Raw genomic sequence first — 17,767 nt, forward strand, 5'->3', positions numbered from 1 at the left:
TCGGCGTCCATTCGGCATCCTGCGGCGAAAAGCGCCCCGGCGGCGCTCTTTTACCTGAACGGATAGTGTGCTATCCATAAAGGCACTTCGGGGAAACATCGCTGACAGGAAACATACAGGAGCACGCCCCATGCCGACGAAGAAGAAGGACGTCAAGCGCATCGACACGACCATCCAGACGCTTGGCCCCGCCAAGATTCCTTCCAACATGCCCTATTGCAGGTTCATGGAGGACTCGGCAGCCACGCAGGTCAACTTCGCGGAGGATCTGGACGACGGAGCGAGCGCAAGCCAGACCCTCAAGCTCGAACTGGCCGGCCCGCGCAAGAATACCTATTTTGACCCGTCCAAGACGAAATGCGCCATCGTGACCTGCGGGGGCCTCTGCCCCGGCATCAACGACGTGATCAGGGCCATCGTCATGGAAGCCCACCACAACTACAACGTAGCGGCGACGCTCGGCATCCGCTACGGACTGCAAGGCTTCATTCCCAAATACGGGCACCCCATCGAGGAGCTCACGCCCCGTTCCGTGTCGGACATCCACATGTTCGGCGGCACCATCCTCGGCTCCTCGCGCGGGCCGCAGCCCGCCGACGAAATCGTGGACGCGCTGGAACGGATGAACATCTCCGTGCTCTTCCTCATCGGCGGAGACGGAACCATGCAGGCCGCAGCCTCACTCCTCAAGGAAATCCAAGACAGAAATCTCAAAATCTCGGTCATCGGCATCCCGAAGACCATCGATAACGACATCAATTTCATCTACCAGTCCTTCGGCTTCGACACGGCGGTCGAGGCGTCCACCATCGCCATCAACTGCGCCCACACCGAGGCCACCGGTGCCTACAACGGCATCGGCATGGTCAAGCTCATGGGCCGCGAATCCGGCTTTATCGCCGCGCAGGCCTCTCTGGCGCTCAAGGTCGTCAATTTCGTGCTCGTCCCGGAAGCTCCCTTCACTCTCGAAGGCGAGGGCGGATTGCTTGAAGGCCTGGAACGCCGCCTCGCGGACCGAGGGCACGCGGTCATCGTCGTGGCCGAGGGCGCCGGGCAGGACATCAGCAAGACCTCCGGCGAAACCGACGCCTCGGGCAACCCCATCCTCGGCGACATCTGCACCGTGCTGCGCCGGGAGATCAAGGCCCACTTCGAGCGCAAGGGCATCGAGCACACGCTCAAGTTCATCGACCCGAGCTACATCATCCGCTCGGTCCCGGCCAACGCCAACGACAGGGTCTACTGCGGATTCCTCGGCCAGCATGCCGTCCACGCGGCCATGTCGGGCAAGACCGGCATGGTCATCAGCAAGATGCGCGGGCATTTCATCCATCTGCCCCTGCACCTCGTCACCGGCCAGCGCCGCAGGATCAACATCGGCTCGGACTACTGGCGTTCCGTCCTCGAATCGACGGGCCAATTCCTCTACATGTCCTCGTGCTTCGGCTAACATGAACACGCCCGCGTTCTCCGCCATGCGTCCGGGCGGAGAACGCGGACCGCGCCATCGCCGGACGCCCCACCCGAACCGCGAGTCCGCCCCATGCAACGGCTCTGCCTGCTTCTGTGCGCCACACTTCTCATGTGCGCGACATGCGCCGCCACGCTGCATGCTGAATCCAGCGAGGAGCGCGTCACCCTGCGCTTCACCGGCCGGGACATGCCCATCCCGGAGCTGGCCGTTCTGGACGGCGTACCACCCCGCATCGTCATCGACGCCCTCGGCGTGACGCAATGGTCCGGCCCGGCCGAACGCCAGCTCGACGGCCTGCACCTCACGCGCATCACGAGCGTCTTCCGCAAGGCGGCTGGCCACGTGCAGATACGCATAGAACTTCGCGAAGCGCCCTCCCGCTATCTCGTATCGACGGAATACGAATTTTCCGGCGACACGCTGCTCTACACGGTCACCATCGCCAGACGCCCCGCCCGAGCGCAGCAATGATCATGCACTGAATCATTTGTTTTTATTGAAAAAATCATTGCAAGCCCCCCTCGCCTTCACCTAGTATCTCCATACTCGACGACAGCACGAATTCGCGACGCTTCACTCTGCCGGAGGTGTGACCATGGAAGACCTCATCTTCGAACCTCTACGCGCCGTTCTCTGTCTCTGCATTCTCATCATGTTCGCGCGGGCGAGTAGAAATCCCCATCTCGCGGGGCTCAAGGGCTGGCGCTTCGTCCTTTCCGGGACTGCGCTGCTGACCTTCGGCTCGTTCATGGACATAACGGACCACTTCCCCCGCCTTTACGACAGCCTCACCATCAACGGAATCCGATACGCAGAAGTACTTGAGGAGTTCGTCGGATATCTCGTGGGATGCGTTCTACTGGCCCTCGGATTCCTGAAATTGCTCCCCGCCATGGAGGACAGCTTCCGGCTGGCGCAGGAGCAGTCCCTGCTGCGCGAGCGTTTCCGATCCATCACCGAAGTCGCGTCCGACTACTCCTTCATCTGCAATGTCCAGCCGGACGGCAGCATCGTCCCCGAGTGGTTCTCACCCTCCTTCGCAGAACTGTGCGGACACACGCCGGATCAGCCCCAAGGCATTGGCCTGTTCACGGAGATGCTCCACCCAGACGACCGTTTCTCCATGGCCGAATGGATGGACGATATGCTGGCGGGCAGAAAATCCGAATGCGAGTGCAGAATCGTCACGCCCGACGGCCAGATCAAATGGCTACGCCAGCGGTCCACCCCGCAGCGCAGAAATCCCGACGGCCCCACCACGCGCATCGTCGGCGCGGTGAACGACATCACCGCCCAGAAGACGGCCGAGGAAGCCATGCTCCGCTCGCTGGCCGAAAACCGTCTACTGCTTCAGGAGGTCCACCACCGGGTCAAAAACAATCTCCAGATCATATGCAGCCTACTCGACGTGGCGCATACCCGCATCCGCGACCCGGAAGTTCTCTCCGTGTGCGGCGACATTCAGACCAAGGTGCAAAGCATGGCGCTGGTCCATTCGCAGCTCTACGAGGCGGACCGCATGGACAGCATCGACATCGCCACCTACAGCCGAAAGCTCTTCGAGCGCGTCGCCGCGATGTACGACTCGCGCCGCATCACCCCGACTTTCGACGCCCGGCCGGTCTTCCTGCCACTCGACAAGGCCATCCCCTTCGGTCTCGCACTCAACGAACTGCTGACCAACACCTTCCGCCACGCCTTCAACGGCTCGGACGACAACCGCCTGACCCTGCGCATCCGCCACGAGAATGGCACCGTCATCGTGGATTACTCCGACAACGGGCACGGCCTGCCACCGGAAGTCGACACGGACATGCCGAAGACCATGGGGCTTCGCCTTCTCCACGGACTGGTCCTGTCGCATCTTGGCGGCACGCTCTCCTGCGCGGCAAATGGCGACACACGATTCCATATCGAATTCCCGCACGAAAATTCATCCATGACGACAGACGGTTGCATGCGGGATTGACAGAAACCGCCGCTTGCTTATTCTCTGTGCATGCTCACGAAACACATCGCGAGGGCCGCAACGGCCCTGATCGCGTTCCTTGTCGTCCTCCTGTATCCCGACAGACAGGCTCTGGCATGGGGTCCGGGCGTCCACATGGCCATCGGCGAATACGTCCTCGGCAATCTCGGACTGCTGACCCCCGTGATGGCGGAAGTCCTCCGCTCCAACGGGAGCGCGTTTCTCTACGGTTGCCTGAGCGCGGACATCTTCCTCGGCAAGGGGTCCACCGTGCATCCCACCCACAGCCACAACTGGCTGGTGGGGCAGAAGCTCCTGACCACTGCGGCCTCGCCGCGCGCCCGCGCCCACGCGCTGGGCTATCTGAGCCACCTCGCCGCGGATACCGTGGCCCACAACTACTACGTCCCGAACATGCTGTCGGCCATGCCCATGGCCGGACGTATCAGCCATGTCTATACGGAAATGCTGGCCGACTCCCTCGTGCAGTGGGACAGGCGCAAGGCACGCAGACTGCTGCGGCAGGAGCATGCCGAAGCGGACAGCGCCCTACTGGCCGCCATGCGCCGCAAGGCACTCCCCTTCGTCATCAAGAAGCGCCTCGTCCACGATAGTCTCGGTCTGACGGGCTACAAGGGACTTGGGCTTTCCATGAACATCGCCCGCAGGCACTTCGCCCCGCGCGGCGTGGAAGCCTACGTGCTGGACATGCTGGAGTTGAGCTTCGGCGTGGTCGTCGATTTCCTCCGCCACCCGGACACGACACCCTCGCGCAGTCTGGACCCCGTCGGCACCCGCCATCTGTGGAGCGTCCGCCAGATTCTGCACCAGCGCGTCCAGCGCAAGGTGCGCCTCGGCAGGCGCACGCTGGGCACGCTGTTCCCTGTCGAAACGCACTTGGCAGCCGTGCCGCGCCCCATCCGCCTGACGCTTGGGCACGCGCCCATGCTGTCGCCGACTCCACGCTGGGGCATCCGGCCTACCGGCACGGACGGCTAGACCGCCAAACGCGTCAGCCGCACGAAGCGTCCCTTCGGCCAACCCCGTCTCCTGTATCCACGTAACCTTCACTCACGGAGACAACGCTCCACGATGCTCGACCTCCTGACCCTCGAAAACGCCGTGGCCCTCGCCACCCTCTCCGCCCTCGAAATCGTCCTCGGCATCGACAACATCGTCTTCATCGCCGTAATCACCAACCGCCTGCCCGCGCACATCCGCAACACGGCGCGCCGCCTGGGCCTCGGGCTGGCCATGGGGTCCCGCATTCTCCTGCTGCTGGGCATCGCCTTCATCATGAAGCTGTCCACGCCGCTGTTCACGCTGTTCGACCACGCCATAACCGGGCGCGACCTCGTCCTGCTTGGCGGCGGGCTCTTCCTGCTGGCCAAGGCGACCTTCGAGATCCACGAAAAGCTGGAGGACCCGGCCCGCAAGGACCACATCCAAGCACGCGGAAAGGGACTGGTCACGGCGATGGTCCAAATCGTCGTGCTCGACCTCGTCTTCTCGCTCGATTCGGTCATCACTGCGGTGGGCATGGCCCGCAGCATAGAGGTGATGATCGCGGCCATCGTTGTGGCTGTCGGAGTCATGATGCTCTTCGCCGGACCGGTGAGCGACTTCGTGGCCCGCCATCCGACCATGCAGATGCTGGCCTTCTCCTTCCTGCTGCTGGTGGGCGTGCTGCTGGTGGCGGAGGGCATGGGCAAGCACCTCGATCGCGGCTACGTGTACTTCGCCATGGCCTTTTCCCTGTTCGTCGAGGTCTTGAACCTACGAATGCAGAAGGCCCGCGCCACGCAACCCCGCTAGCACACGGCGCGACGCCCCGTCCGCACCCATTCCCCCAGAAACGAGAGAAGCCCGCCGCAGCATGCGACGGGCCGTCTCTACCCCCGGAAAGTGAAGCGTTGTGCGCTAGGCCTTTTCGACCTTCAACGCATCCTCGAACAAGGCAGTCAGCTTGAACGCCTTCCCCCCGGCCTGAAACGCATAATCGTTGGCAGGGAAGAGCTGAATGGTCGGTGTCCATTCATCGCCGAAGAAGACGTCCTTCGCCTCTCCATTGCTTTCGAATCTGACGGTTGTGCCGTCGCTGAAACCGAGAATCTCTCCATGCTTGATGACGACAGGGATGTCTGCTTCCGTATACTGCATGGTCAACCTCCGATTGTCGCCGGGGGATGGAGTCAATATATCCCAGCCCACCGAAATAACAACAGTTAAGTTGACGCACGGAAAAAGCGACACACACTGCGGATGGGAAACACACACCCCCCGCGCAGTGCGAAGCGTCAGCGGCATCTCCCCGGTACATAAAGGAAAGGGGCGGAACCCCTGTGGATTCCGCCCCTCACCGTTGTGACGCTCAACTCTTACCCTGCTTCACGAAGAAGCGGATAGCGAAGATCGCCACAATCGCCAGCAAACCGAGTGGAAGAGCATATTCCATGACATGCCTCCTGCCCATCTGGGCAGCTCCCACGCCTGCCTCTTGGCGCTCCCCTTGCGAGGAACACGGCCCACGGCTGTTCGGTAACGATGAAAGCATTCACTCGCATTTCAACGAGCATTTACTTTCGCTTTACAGCTACGCCCGTTTGTACCAAAACGCAAGAAGGCGACCACGAAAAGAACGGAGTGCATATGACCGCGAAAAAACGTGCCATACTGAAAGCCGCGACCGCCCTTTTCGCCACGCAGGGCTACGACGCGACACCCGTGGCCCAGATCGCCCGCGAAGCGGGAACGTCTGAGGGCGCGATCTTCCAGCATTTCAAGAGCAAGTCCAACCTGCTCCTGTCCATATTCCGAGGCGTGCGTGAAAGATTCTTCACGGACATGGATACGATGTTGCGCTTCGAGCCGGACGAAAGCGGACTCGAAACGACCATGCGGCTCGTCAAGGCATACTGCCGTTTCTACGAAACCCGCGAGGTGGAGTTCGACTTCGTCCACCGCAACAATCCCTACACCATGCCCGCCGTGGGCGATCCCTGCCGCGAGGAAATCCAGCGCATACACGACCGTATGGCCGAATACCTGCGCATAGCCCTGACGCTTGGCATACGCGACGGCAGCATCCGCCCCATCAACGTGGACCAGACGACGCTCATCGTCCTTGGCACCATTACCGGAGCGGTGCGCATGCGCCTGTTCGAGGACATCCATCTCACCGAAATCGAAGAACAGGTGCTCGTCTTCACCCACAATGCGCTGACCGCACAGGAGCACACGGCCTAGGCCGTCAACTGACGCAAAGCGCCCCATCGTGCGGACGTCGGCCATGGGCCGACACCACCTCGCGGCGGCACGACGAACATCCCCTTCGGCGACGCACCGTCCAACCCGCCCCCGGAAAAACGCGGGCAGAAAGCGCACGCCCTCCGGCCATGATCACGAACGGCCGACTTCGATTATTGATTCGCGTCCCCTTGGCTGATACATTCAGAAAACAGAGCCAACTCCGACCATCTAGCAAGGACACAGCCCCATGAGCATCCAGGACGACGCAAGGATCGTTAAACCATTTCTGGCCGCCGTTTCGAGCGTCATCTCCACCATGGCCATGATTCAGGTCACCCCCGGCAAGCCGTTCATCAAGCGCGACACCACGGCCAACGGCGACGTGACCGGAATCATCAGCATGTCCGGGGCACGCAACGGAACCATCTCCGTCACGTTCACCGAGCCCTGCGTTCTGGCCATCGTCAGCAGCATGCTCGGCGAGGAAATCACCGAGATGGGGCAGGACATCCGCGACGCCGTGGGCGAAATCACCAACATGATCTCCGGGCAGGCCCGCAAGGGACTTGCCGAAATCGGCATGACCTTCGAAGGCGGCATCCCGACCGTCATCATGGGCACCAACCACACCATCACCCACATTTCCAAGGAACCGATTCTGGCAATCCCCTTCGGCACCGAGCACGGGGATTTCACAGTGGAAGTCTCCCTCGAATAGCCGCCACCCGGCGGTCCCCATGATCGCCGATCACGACCGAACGGCGTGCCGACGGACAGCGCAGCCGATATGAAGCCGCGCCCGTCGGCACGCATTCCAACTTCCGCAGCGCAACGAGGCTTCGTCATGAAGAAACTATTCGTCATCCTCGGACTGGCCGCATCCGTCATCGTCACCATCGCAGCACTGGCCGCCGTCCTCCTCCCGCACTACCTCGACCCCAACGACTACAAGGACGAAATCGCGCAGCTCGTCAAAAAAGAGACCGGGCGCGACATCACCTTCAAGGGCGACATCGCCCTGTCGCTCTTTCCGTGGCTCGGCGTGGAACTCGGTCCGGTGGCGCTCTCCAACGCCCCCGGCTTCGGCGCGGAACCTTTCGTGGAGGCGGAACGTACGGCCATCAAGGTCAAGCTCCTGCCGCTTCTGAACCGCGACGTCCGCGTGAAGTACGTGGATGTGGACGGCCTGTCCCTGCGGCTGGCCCGCAACGGCAAGGGCGTGTCCAACTGGGCCGACCTCGCCGGTGGCTCCGCCGCTGGTAGCACGGACACAGGCCAAACCACCCCGAACGCCACCGCGCAGCAGACGAGTTCCGGCGGCCTGCCCGTCGAAACCCTCGCCGTGGGCGGCATCTCCATCCGTAACGCCCAATTGGCGTGGGACGACCAGATGACCGACCAGCACTACCGGCTAAGCGGCATGCACCTCGCCACCGGCCCCCTCGCTCCCGGCCGCCCCTTCGACTTCACCTTCGAAACCTCCGCCGCGAGCAAGGCCCCAGCCTTGAGCGGAAACGTCCGGCTGGCGGCCAACGCGGAGGTCTCGCCCGATTTCATGCGCCACACGCTCAAAAACGCATCCCTCGACGTGGCCGTCACCGGTGACGACATCCCCGGCGGACAGATCGAGGCGGCGCTGGCCGCGAACATCATGATCGACCTCAACGCGGGCAACATCTCCCTCGAAAGCCTCAACTTCCGGACAGCGGAACTCGACGTGTCCGGCTCCGTGGAGGTGAAGCACTTCGACGCGGAACCCGAAATCGCCACCAATCTCGCCGTACGCGAGTTCAATCCCCGCGCGCTCATGCGCCTTCTCGACATCGAGGAACCGCAGACCGCAGACCCCACGGTCCTGCAGAAGGCCGCCATGACCTTCACAGCCACGGCCACCAGCGATTCCGTCGACGTCAGCAAGCTCGACCTCGTCGTGGACGACACGGCCATCACCGGCTTCGCCCGCGTGAAGGATTTCGCCAAGCCGCAGATCGCCTTCGATCTCGCCGCTAACGCGCTGGACGTGAACCGCTACCTCCCCCCGGCATCAGACAAGGACGCCGAGGCGGAGCCGGACACGACGCCCCCCGCAACTCCAGAGAAGAAGGACGACTCCCTGCGCGACATGCTGAAGACCATGAAGGTGGACGGCAGGGTCAAGGTCGAGTCACTAAACGTTCACAAGCTCCACCTGCAGAACATGGAAGTCCGCATCAAGGCCCTCGACGGCCTGTGGCGCATCAACCCGTTCACGGCCAACGTCTTCGACGGACAGATCACCTCCGACCTCACGGCGGACCTCACCGCCAAGGCCACGCGCAGCACCCTCAAGACCGGCATCCGCAACGTCAGCCTCGGCAGCGCGCTGCGCAATTTCACCGGCGAGGACTACGTGACCGGCACCACGAATCTCGACCTCGACCTCGCCGCCATCGGCGAGGACTGGCCCTCCGTGTCCCGCACCCTAAACGGCAACGCGTCCGTCTCCCTGCGCGACGGCGTGTTCAAGGGGTTCCAGATCATCCCCGAACCGGTGCGCGCCGCCGCCATCTCCAACGATCCGCACCACCGCGCCGAAAAAATCGAGAAGCAGCAGCCCTTCGACGCGCTCACCGCCAGCCTGTCCGTGCGCAACGGCGTGATCTCCACCGGAGACACGCGGCTTTCCGCCCCCCACCTTTCCGGAGAGGGAGCGGGCACACTCGACCTCTCCAACAACTGGCTGGACTATCGCACCACGGTGAGCATCACCGCCCTGCCGCGCATCCCCTTCACGGTGAAGGGCCCGGTCACAGATCCGGAATTCTCCCTCGACAAGACCGCCTTTCTCAAGGAAACCGCCATCGGCATCGTCAACACGCCACTCGATGTCGGCAAGAAAGCCATCGGCATTGGCGAGGATGTCGGCAAGAAGGCGCTCGACATCGGCGAGGACGTGGGCAAGGGTACCATCGACATCGGCAAGGACGTCATTCAGGGCATCGGCAAGGGCATCCAGGGCATCTTCGGCGGCAAGAAGAAGACCGACGAATAGCTCCGCACACGCGCTGAATCACCGACACACGCGGCGCGTGGCCCAAGCGGGGCATATCGAGCCGCCCGCGCGGAAACGGCGTGCCTCCCGTGTTGATTTTCTCCGGCTTCGAAGGCATTGTCTGCCGCACATCAATAGCTAAAGCCGGGACGGACATGACCTCCAAGGGATATCTCTACGTTCTCACCGCGGCGGTCCTGTGGGGTATCACGGGTCCGCTTGCCAAGTATGCCTTTTCACTGGGAATCGAACCGCTCGAAGTCGCCTTCTGGCGCTGCGTGATTCCCTTCTTCCCCTTCGCCTTTCAGGCGCTGCGTAGCCGACGCCTCGCCATCGCCCGGTCCGACAGGCCCGCGGTGCTCGCCTTCGGCCTCGTCTGCGTGGCCGCGTTCTATGGCGTGTACCAGTTGGCCATCCGCGCTGGCGGTGCGGCCATGGCCTCGGTACTCATGTACACGGCCCCCGCTTGGGTCGCCATCATGGCGTGGCTGCTGCTCGGCGAGCGCATGACGCCCGCCAAGATCGCGGCAGTGGTCGCCACCCTCGCGGGCGTGGCCGGAGTGAGCGGCGTACTGAGCGGCAACGCCGCCGTCTCGGTTTCGCCCACGGCCATCGTTCTCGGCCTCATCTCCGGGGTGACCTACGCCATGTACTTCATCTTCGGAAAACGGCTGCTGCCGCGCTACACCACACCGCAGCTCTTCCTGTACGGGCTACCCATCGGCGCGCTGGCGCTCTTCCCCCTCGTGGAATTCCACCACAAGACGCCCGGCGCGTGGGCGGCCATCGTTGCCGTGTGCATCCTGTCCACCTACCTCGCCTACACCTTCTACTACGCCGGGCTTCAGCACCTCGAAGCCACGCGGGCCTCGGTGGTCGCCACGCTGGAACCGGTTGTGGCCTCCGCAATGGCCTTCATGTGGTGGGACGAAAGTTTCAGCCTGATGGGCTACATGGGTAGCGGACTTATCCTCGGTGCGGTGGTGCTCATGATCATCGACGGCAGACGCCAGACACCGGAACCGGAACCTGAACCGAACCCGGCACCAACCGCCTGAACCTCACAACCGCGAAGGTGACATGCTCGAACAAGTCAAGGCATCAGCAGGCTCGGGAAAGACCTTCGAACTGACCACACGCTTCCTGCGCCTGCTGCGCGGCGCCACGGACGGCCTGCCCGCCGCCTGCGGCGCGGTTCCCGGCGGCGGCTACGGCTGGTCCGAAATCATGGCCGTGACCTTCACCAACAAGGCCGCGGCGGAGATGAAGGAGCGCGTGGTCTCCTCCCTCAAGGCCCGAGCGCTCGGCTCCACAGGCGGCCCCGCCGGAGAATGGGACCGCGCCGAAGCCGCGCTGTGGCTCTCGCGCATCCTGCGCCACTACCAGCAGCTCAACATCCGCACCATCGACAGCCTGCTCAACACCTTCATGCGCATCTTCGCGCTGGAGATAGGCGTCGCCCCGGACTTCGACGTGGTCTTCGACGTCGGCGAGCTGTACGACGAACTTTTCGACCAGCTCACCGCCAGCGCCGAACAGGGCGGCGAGGACGAGCAACGCATGCTGACCCGCGCGCTGGACGCCATGCTCCTCATGGAGCACAAGCCCGGCTTCAACCTGTGCGCGGCCTTCCGCGAACGCCTGCTTGCCGTGCTGCGCTTCCGCCTCGAACACGACGACGACTTCGAGACCGACCCCGCCCGCCTGCACGAGGCGGTGACGGACCTATGCGACGCCTTCCGCAACGCCGCGCGCGACATGCGCGACATCATCGCGGCTGGCGGCATCGACGCGGCTTCGAACTTCATGAAATTTCTCGACAAGTGCGTCGATCACGACGGCTTTGGCAAGGTCCCGGAATCGGCCTACATGGGCAAGACCAGCCTGTGCGACTGCGTGAAGAAAAGCGGACTGGCCGCCGTCACCGACGAGGCCGAGAACGCTTTCGACACGCTGGTACGAGCATGGCTCGCCTACAGCACGGGCCGCCCCATCCTCCAGCGCGCCCGCGACCTTGCCGCGTTCATCCCGCTGGCGGACACGCTCATCGCCGGGATGCACCGCATCGAGCGCGACAAGGGCGTGCTGCTCCACGGCCGCAGCCCCAGCCTCGCCCTCGGGCTGCTCGACCACGGCACGGGCGTTCCGGACGCCTACTGCCGCATGGGCACCCGGCTCATGCACATGCTCATCGACGAATTTCAGGACACGGGCCGCGACCAGTGGCAGGCGCTGCACCCCCTCGCATCGGAATGCATCGCCAAGGGCGGCGGCGTCTTCTTCGTCGGCGACGTGAAGCAGGCCATCTACGGCTGGCGCGGCGGCGACGCACGCCTCTTCGACGAAGTCCCCGAGGACCCCGAACTTTCGGCCATGACCGATACCCTGCGCAATACCCTGCCCTGCAACTGGCGCAGCCGCGAGGAAATCATCGCCTTCAACAACGCCGTTTTCGAACGACTGGCCACGCCGACCACGGCCACGGCCGTGGCTTCGGCCATGCTCGGCGACGCCCCCAGCTACGAGGTGGAATCCTTCGGCAACGCGCTGGTCGACGCCTTCGACGGCGCGGCGCAGGACATCCCGCCCCATCGCCAAGGCTCCGGCGGCTACGTGCATCTGCAACTCGTGCGCGGCGAGCTGAAGGAAGACCTGTACGACAACGTCCGCGAACGGCTGCGCGTGCTGTTCACCGAGGACATCCTCCGCCGACGCCCCTGCGGCGACGCGGCGGTGCTCGTGCGTTCCAACGCCGAGGCCGCCGAGGTCTCGCGCTGGCTCATCGACTGGGGCATTCCGGTCATCACCGAAAACAGCCTGAGCCTCGCCGAGCATCCGCTGATCCGCCAACTCGCGGCGCTCATGACCTTCCTCGATTATCCCTTCGACGATCTCGCGCTGTGGGAATTCGTGTCCGGCGAGGAAATTTTCCTGCGCCACACGGACCTCTCGCGCGACGCCATGGTCGACTGGCTGGTCGGCTGCGACCGTGGGCCGCTGTTCCCACGCCTGCGCGAGGCCTTCCCCGAGGCGTGGGAGCGCCACATCTCACCTTTCCAGCAGCAGGCGGGCCTGATGAGCCCCTACGACATGGTCCGCGAGGTATGCCGCCACTACCGCGTCATCGAGCGCAATCCGCAGGACGAACTGTTTGTGCGCCGCTTCATGGAAGTGGTGCATGCCGCCGAAGAGAGCGGGCGTCAGTCCCTGTCCGCCTTCCTCGAATACTGGCGCGAATCCGGCGGCGAGGAGAAGGTCCCCCTGCCAGAAAGCATCGACGCCGTGCGCGTGATGACCATCCACCAGTCCAAGGGGCTAGAGTTCCCGGTCTGCATCATCCCCTTCCACCACTGGGCGAGCGATCCCTCGCGCGATCTGGCAGTGCTGGAGCAGGGCGCGGTGCGCCTGCTGGTGCCCATGTGCAAGGAACTGGGCGGGCAATACTGGCAACGCTGCGCCGAACTCATGCAGGAGCAGTTGAACCTGCTCTACGTGGCGTGGACGCGCCCCGTGGCGGAACTGCACTGCCTCATCACCTCCACCAAGCATTACGACCGCTACCCCTTCGTGCGCGGGCTGGACACACTCTTGCACACCGAGGACTGGAAACCCGGCGAGGACGGCCTGCCGCACCGCGAGTTCGGCACGCGTCCGGCGGTGCCCGACGCTGTGGAATTGCCCGCGCATGCCGCAGAACTGCCAGCCCCAGACGAAGCGCCTGCTATGGCCACAGTCGCGGAACCGTCCGTGGACGCGGACGCTGACGAAGCCGCCCTGCCCATGGGCTGGCTGCCGCGCCTCAAGATTCATCGCCACTTTTCGAAGGACCTCACGCGCGAAGACATGCTGGCAGGACGCGTGTGGGACGAGCGCGCACGCGGCACGCTCATGCATACGACCCTCGACCGACTGCGCCTCACGGGAGACACGCAGGCCGACCTGCGCCGCGCAGCAGCCGGTGCCGTGGCCGCACACGCGGACATCCTGCCCGTGGGCGACGAGGTCCGCGCCGCCATCGCCGACGAGGCCACAGACATCCTCGCATGGGCCATGAGCGTTCCCGGCTTCGCCACATGGAAGGCTACCGGTAGCCCCGAATGTCCCATCCTCGACGCCGAGGGCAACGAACATCGGCCCGACCTTCTCGTGTCCGGCCCGGACGGCACTCTCGTCGTGGAGTACAAGACCGGCGCGCAGAAGCCCGAACACATCGAACAGGTCCGCCGCTATCTGCGGCTCGTCGCGGCCATGGACGGCCTCCCCGCCCCCCATCGCGGCATCATCCTCTACCTCGACCGCCGGACGACGCTTCCCGTCGCCCCGACGCATCACGGAGACGCATTATGAGCACGAAAAAGGACATGGTCGTTGTCAGCGCCTGCCTCGCAGGCTGCCCCACCCGCTACGACGCAAAGGGCACGCCCTGCGACGCCGTTCTGGACCTCATCCGCGAGGGCCGCGCCATCCCGCTGTGTCCGGAACAGCTTGGCGGACTGCCCGCCCCCCGGCCCTGCTGCGAACGCCTCGGCGACCGGGTCATGAACGCCGAGGGCGAGGACGTGACGGACGCCTTCGAGCGCGGCGCACGCGAGGCGTTGCGTATCGCCCAGCTTGCCGGATGCAGAACGGCTGTGCTCAAGCAGCGCTCACCCACCTGCGGCAACGGCATCATCTACGACGGCACCTTCACCAGCAAGCGGATCCCCGGCGACGGCGTCTTCGCCGAAATGTGCAGAAAGGCTGGCATGACCGTCATGAGCGAGGACGACCTGACCGCGCAGGCACACACATGCGCCGAATGACCATCGTCGGCTGGCGCGGGGACTTTGTCTCCGCGCTGGCGGACATCATCATCGAACGTACCGGCGCGGACATGCGCCGTACGCTCGTCATCTTCCCCCACCAGCGCCCGAGACGACACCTCGTGGAGCATCTGGCGGCGGACCCCGCGCTCCCGAAGCCCATGTTCCTGCCCGAGGCACTCTCCGTGAACGAATGGATTCCGCAGCTTCGGCAGGAGCTGGACCCGCGCCCCCTGCGCACGGTGAACCTCCTCGACAGGGCGGGCCTGCTCTACGAAGTGGTGGCGGGCCTGCGCCGCGAGGGGAGCGGACTGCTGGCGGAATTGCCCGTGGAACGCGAACGCTTCTTCCCGTGGGGCGCACGCCTCGCCGAACTGCTGGAAGAACTCTTCCGCCATGGCCGCACCCCGGCCAATCTCCAGCACCTCTCCGGCGACGTGCAGCCCATGGCCGCCGCGCTCCTGGAGCATCTCTCCCTCATCCACGAGCGCTACGACGCCGCGCTGGCCGAGCGTGACTGGACCACGCCGGGCCGCGACGCCCGCTGGGTGGCCGCCCACGCCGACGAAGCCGCCGCCCTCATGCGCGACAGACAAATTTTCATCGCGGGATTCTATGCCCTGACCGGCACTGAGGACGCCATCTTCCGCGCGGCGTGGGAATCCGGTGCCGCCGAAGTGGTCCTGCACACGGACCCGGCCCTCGCCACCGGCGGCCATCCGCACTGGACATGCAGCGAGCATGTCCGCTGGATCGAACGCTGGGGCGCAACGCCGGAACCGCACGACACGGCGCCCGACGACGCGCCGGAACCGGACATTTCCTTCGTGGAGGGCTTCGACCTGCACTCCCAGCTCAAAGCGCTGGAGGAAACGCTGGCGGTATCCGAGCCGCGCAACACGGCGGTCGTCATTCCGGACACATCGTGCCTGATGCCGGTGCTGCACCACCTGCCCATCAAGGACGTCAACATTTCCATGGGCTACCCGCTCACGCACTCCAGCCTGCACCGTCTCGTGGAGATCGTGCTACGCCTTCAGGAGACGTCGCAGGGGCCGGGCCGCTATTATTGGCGCGAGGTCATCGCCCTCATCCGCCATCCGTACCTGAAAATGCTCGAACCGGCGGGCACCGCGCCCTTGCGCGGCCTGCTGCGCGAATTCGAGAAGTCCATCCGTGGCGGCGGGAAATTTCTCGATCCCACGGCGTGGGAGCCTGCCGCCGACGCATGGCCCGAGGACGCGGACGCGGCCTTCCGCGAGATACAGCTGTCCTGCCTGCGCGGCGTCATCGCCGCATGCTGCACCCGCTTCGAAACCGTGCGCACGCTGGCGGAACTGGGCGACGCGCTCGCGGGCATCGCCTCCGAACTGGTGCCCGAAAACGGCGAAGGGCCGTGGCACCGCTTCCCCATCGACGCCGAATGCCTATTCCGGCTGGTGAAAAGCTCCATCCCGGCCCTCACGGACTGCGCCATCAGCCGCGACATCTACCCCCGCCCGGTGCTGTTCTCCGTGCTGCGCCAGCTTCTGGACCGCGAGCGCGTGCCCTTCGAGGCCGAACCGCTCACCGGCCTACAAGTGCTCGGCATGCTGGAGTCGCGTCTGTTGCGCTTCAACACCGTCCATATCCTCGACGCCACGGACGACAAGCTGCCCGGCGCGACAGGATACGATCCACTGCTTCCGGACCCGCTACGCCGCGAACTGGACCTGCCGGACAGCCGCCACCGCAGCCTCGTCTCCGCGCACAACTTCCACCGCCTCATCGCCGGAGCGCGCCGCGTGCGCATCTACTACCAGTGTGGAGCCGATGGCGCGGGACCACTGGGCGGCAAGAGTATCCGCAGCCGCTTCGTGGAGGAACTGCTGTGGGAGGAGGAAAAACGGCGCGGCGAACTCCTGCGCAGCGGCACGCCGCCCCTCGAATCCGTGACGCTCCCCGTGCGCGGCCTGCCCACGGCGGTTCACGCCATTGAGAAGACTCCAGCCGTGCAGGACGCCCTCGAACGACGCCTGGCGGGCAAATCGGTCTCAAGCTCCATGCTGGACTGCTATCTGCGCTGCCCGGTGCGGTTCTTCAATCAGTATCTGACGCCACTGCGCCCGGTGGACGAGGTCAGCGAGGACGGCGACCCGGCCGAACTGGGCACCCTCGTGCACGACGTGCTGCGCACCTTCCTGACCTCGCACGTCGGCCGCCCAACAGACCTCTCAGCGCTCCCGGCCACGGAGCTCATGAACCTCTTCTCCGAGCGCCTTCGCGATACGGCCTTTTTCGCGCAGATGCCGTGGGACATGCGCACCGCCCTCGAACGCACAGGCCGCGAACGCCTGCGGCGCTTCCTGCAGGGACAGGGCATGACGACCATCCTGCGCCTCGAAGAGACCTACGAGGCGCAGATGCGCATCGACGAGCGCCCCGTCCTGCTCAAAGGCATCTTCGACCGCATCGACGAGCGCGACGGCGAACCCATCATCCTCGACTACAAAACCGGCGGCATGGGCGTCCCTGCCCATGGGCTGTGGGGCGACGACGAATTGTGGAACGACGTCGAGGACTGGGAACCCGGTGGCGAGTCGCCCCTTGCGCGGCTGGCCGAACGACTTCCGAGCATCCAGCTGCCGCTGTACAGTCACCTCTACGCCGAAAGCGTGGGCACCATGCCCCGCAACGCCGGATGGGTGGAACTGCGCGACACCGGCGCGGAGAAATTCCTTTTCTCCGACAAAGCCGACGACGACCTGCGCGAACGCGCCATCAGCGAGCAGACCCCAGCCGCCGTGCGCTTCCTGCTACGGCACATGCTGCACGGCGAACGCTTCGAAGCCCGGCCCGGCCGCCACTGCGACTGGTGCCCCTACGGTTTCGCCTGCCCACGCGGCTGACAGCAATCATCCTCCCCCGCAGTCCGGCTCGGCTCCACGCCGGACTGCGGGGGCTCGCCCATCTTCCCCTTCGTAGCGGCACCCCAGAAAAAATCACGTCCGGCCGCCGACATTTCCGCCCCCGGTTTCGTCATTTCCGCGACATGCCTTGCACGACGGGCATTTTGCGCCCTTTTGGATTTTCGCGCCCAACACGTTGCACAGATACGACTTTTGGTTTATCTTCACTGTTGTGATTACTAATTGGCACGCAGTACTCAATGGATGACACAAAAACGCATTCAGTGTTACAAAGTGCAGTGTACCTGAAACGCTAACGTCGACCACCAGAGCGACGTACGGGATGCCACAAGA

The 17,767-nt window shown here is 64.4% G+C and carries 13 protein-coding genes; 12 read left to right on the forward strand and 1 reads right to left on the reverse strand.

Annotation, left to right across the window (positions count from 1 at the left end; translation table 11 throughout):
• Positions 1-130: 130 nt before the first annotated feature.
• The 5 genes from GGQ74_RS15390 to GGQ74_RS15410 all read left to right on the forward strand — a co-directional run bounded on the left by GGQ74_RS15390 (position 131) and on the right by GGQ74_RS15410 (position 5,258).
• Positions 131-1,450: an ATP-dependent 6-phosphofructokinase gene (locus GGQ74_RS15390; protein ID WP_167942490.1), complete on the forward strand. Its 1,320-nt coding sequence runs from the start codon at positions 131-133 to the stop codon at positions 1,448-1,450.
• 93 nt (positions 1,451-1,543) lie between these two features.
• Positions 1,544-1,945 (forward strand): hypothetical protein, encoded by a 402-nt coding sequence (locus GGQ74_RS15395; RefSeq protein ID WP_167942491.1) that lies wholly within the window; start codon positions 1,544-1,546, stop codon positions 1,943-1,945.
• Between the two features lie 124 nt (positions 1,946-2,069).
• A complete protein-coding gene (locus tag GGQ74_RS15400) occupies positions 2,070-3,443 on the forward strand; it encodes a sensor histidine kinase (RefSeq protein ID WP_167942492.1) in 1,374 nt (457 codons plus the stop codon).
• A 30-nt stretch (positions 3,444-3,473) separates the two neighbouring features.
• Entirely contained in the window at positions 3,474-4,442 is a 969-nt protein-coding gene (locus tag GGQ74_RS15405; RefSeq protein ID WP_167942493.1) for a zinc dependent phospholipase C family protein, read from the forward strand.
• 93 nt (positions 4,443-4,535) lie between these two features.
• Positions 4,536-5,258 (forward strand): TerC family protein, encoded by a 723-nt coding sequence (locus GGQ74_RS15410; RefSeq protein ID WP_167942494.1) that lies wholly within the window; start codon positions 4,536-4,538, stop codon positions 5,256-5,258.
• A 105-nt stretch (positions 5,259-5,363) separates the two neighbouring features.
• Here the strand turns inward: GGQ74_RS15410 and GGQ74_RS15415 are convergent, their stop codons facing one another.
• The gene (locus GGQ74_RS15415) at positions 5,364-5,603 is read right to left on the reverse strand and encodes a hypothetical protein (RefSeq protein WP_167942495.1); all 240 of its coding nucleotides are present in this window, start codon (positions 5,601-5,603) and stop codon (positions 5,364-5,366) included.
• A gap of 489 nt (positions 5,604-6,092) precedes the next feature.
• On the opposite strand from GGQ74_RS15415, the gene GGQ74_RS15420 reads away from it, so the two are divergent.
• From GGQ74_RS15420 to GGQ74_RS15450, 7 genes are all read left to right on the forward strand, one after another.
• Positions 6,093-6,689: a TetR/AcrR family transcriptional regulator gene (locus tag GGQ74_RS15420; RefSeq protein WP_167942496.1), complete on the forward strand. Its 597-nt coding sequence runs from the start codon at positions 6,093-6,095 to the stop codon at positions 6,687-6,689.
• A gap of 250 nt (positions 6,690-6,939) precedes the next feature.
• Positions 6,940-7,410: a chemotaxis protein CheX gene (locus tag GGQ74_RS15425; protein ID WP_167942497.1), complete on the forward strand. Its 471-nt coding sequence runs from the start codon at positions 6,940-6,942 to the stop codon at positions 7,408-7,410.
• A 126-nt stretch (positions 7,411-7,536) separates the two neighbouring features.
• Positions 7,537-9,723 carry an AsmA family protein gene (locus tag GGQ74_RS15430; RefSeq protein WP_167942498.1) on the forward strand — a complete coding sequence of 729 codons (2,187 nt, stop codon included), beginning with the start codon at positions 7,537-7,539 and terminating at the stop codon, positions 9,721-9,723.
• A gap of 80 nt (positions 9,724-9,803) precedes the next feature.
• On the forward strand, positions 9,804-10,781 hold the full coding sequence (locus GGQ74_RS15435; RefSeq protein ID WP_342448633.1) for a DMT family transporter: 978 nt from the start codon (positions 9,804-9,806) through the stop codon (positions 10,779-10,781).
• 22 nt (positions 10,782-10,803) lie between these two features.
• Positions 10,804-14,070: a UvrD-helicase domain-containing protein gene (locus GGQ74_RS15440; RefSeq protein WP_167942499.1), complete on the forward strand. Its 3,267-nt coding sequence runs from the start codon at positions 10,804-10,806 to the stop codon at positions 14,068-14,070.
• Positions 14,067-14,525, forward strand: a complete 459-nt coding sequence (locus tag GGQ74_RS15445) for a 2-thiouracil desulfurase family protein (RefSeq protein WP_167942500.1) — start codon at positions 14,067-14,069, stop codon at positions 14,523-14,525. Before GGQ74_RS15440 ends, GGQ74_RS15445 begins: the two co-directional genes overlap by 4 nt.
• Positions 14,513-17,413, forward strand: a complete 2,901-nt coding sequence (locus tag GGQ74_RS15450; RefSeq protein ID WP_167942501.1) for a PD-(D/E)XK nuclease family protein — start codon at positions 14,513-14,515, stop codon at positions 17,411-17,413. Before GGQ74_RS15445 ends, GGQ74_RS15450 begins: the two co-directional genes overlap by 13 nt.
• The last annotated feature ends 354 nt before the right edge of the window (positions 17,414-17,767 follow it).

The organism is Desulfobaculum xiamenense, assembly GCF_011927665.1.
Classification (GTDB): Bacteria; Desulfobacterota; Desulfovibrionia; order Desulfovibrionales; family Desulfovibrionaceae; genus Desulfobaculum; species Desulfobaculum xiamenense.

Excerpts from the sequence above, each read along its gene's own strand:
- GGQ74_RS15390 (WP_167942490.1), top strand. The coding sequence starts at position 131 with ATGCCGACGAAGAAGAAGGACGTCAAGCGCATCGACACGACCATCCAG.
- GGQ74_RS15395 (WP_167942491.1), top strand. The coding sequence starts at position 1,544 with ATGCAACGGCTCTGCCTGCTTCTGTGCGCCACACTTCTCATGTGCGCG.
- GGQ74_RS15400 (WP_167942492.1), top strand. The coding sequence starts at position 2,070 with ATGGAAGACCTCATCTTCGAACCTCTACGCGCCGTTCTCTGTCTCTGC.
- GGQ74_RS15405 (WP_167942493.1), top strand. The coding sequence starts at position 3,474 with ATGCTCACGAAACACATCGCGAGGGCCGCAACGGCCCTGATCGCGTTC.
- GGQ74_RS15410 (WP_167942494.1), top strand. The coding sequence starts at position 4,536 with ATGCTCGACCTCCTGACCCTCGAAAACGCCGTGGCCCTCGCCACCCTC.
- GGQ74_RS15415 (WP_167942495.1), bottom strand. The coding sequence starts at position 5,603 with ATGCAGTATACGGAAGCAGACATCCCTGTCGTCATCAAGCATGGAGAG.
- GGQ74_RS15420 (WP_167942496.1), top strand. The coding sequence starts at position 6,093 with ATGACCGCGAAAAAACGTGCCATACTGAAAGCCGCGACCGCCCTTTTC.
- GGQ74_RS15425 (WP_167942497.1), top strand. The coding sequence starts at position 6,940 with ATGAGCATCCAGGACGACGCAAGGATCGTTAAACCATTTCTGGCCGCC.
- GGQ74_RS15430 (WP_167942498.1), top strand. The coding sequence starts at position 7,537 with ATGAAGAAACTATTCGTCATCCTCGGACTGGCCGCATCCGTCATCGTC.
- GGQ74_RS15440 (WP_167942499.1), top strand. The coding sequence starts at position 10,804 with ATGCTCGAACAAGTCAAGGCATCAGCAGGCTCGGGAAAGACCTTCGAA.
- GGQ74_RS15445 (WP_167942500.1), top strand. The coding sequence starts at position 14,067 with ATGAGCACGAAAAAGGACATGGTCGTTGTCAGCGCCTGCCTCGCAGGC.
- GGQ74_RS15450 (WP_167942501.1), top strand. The coding sequence starts at position 14,513 with ATGCGCCGAATGACCATCGTCGGCTGGCGCGGGGACTTTGTCTCCGCG.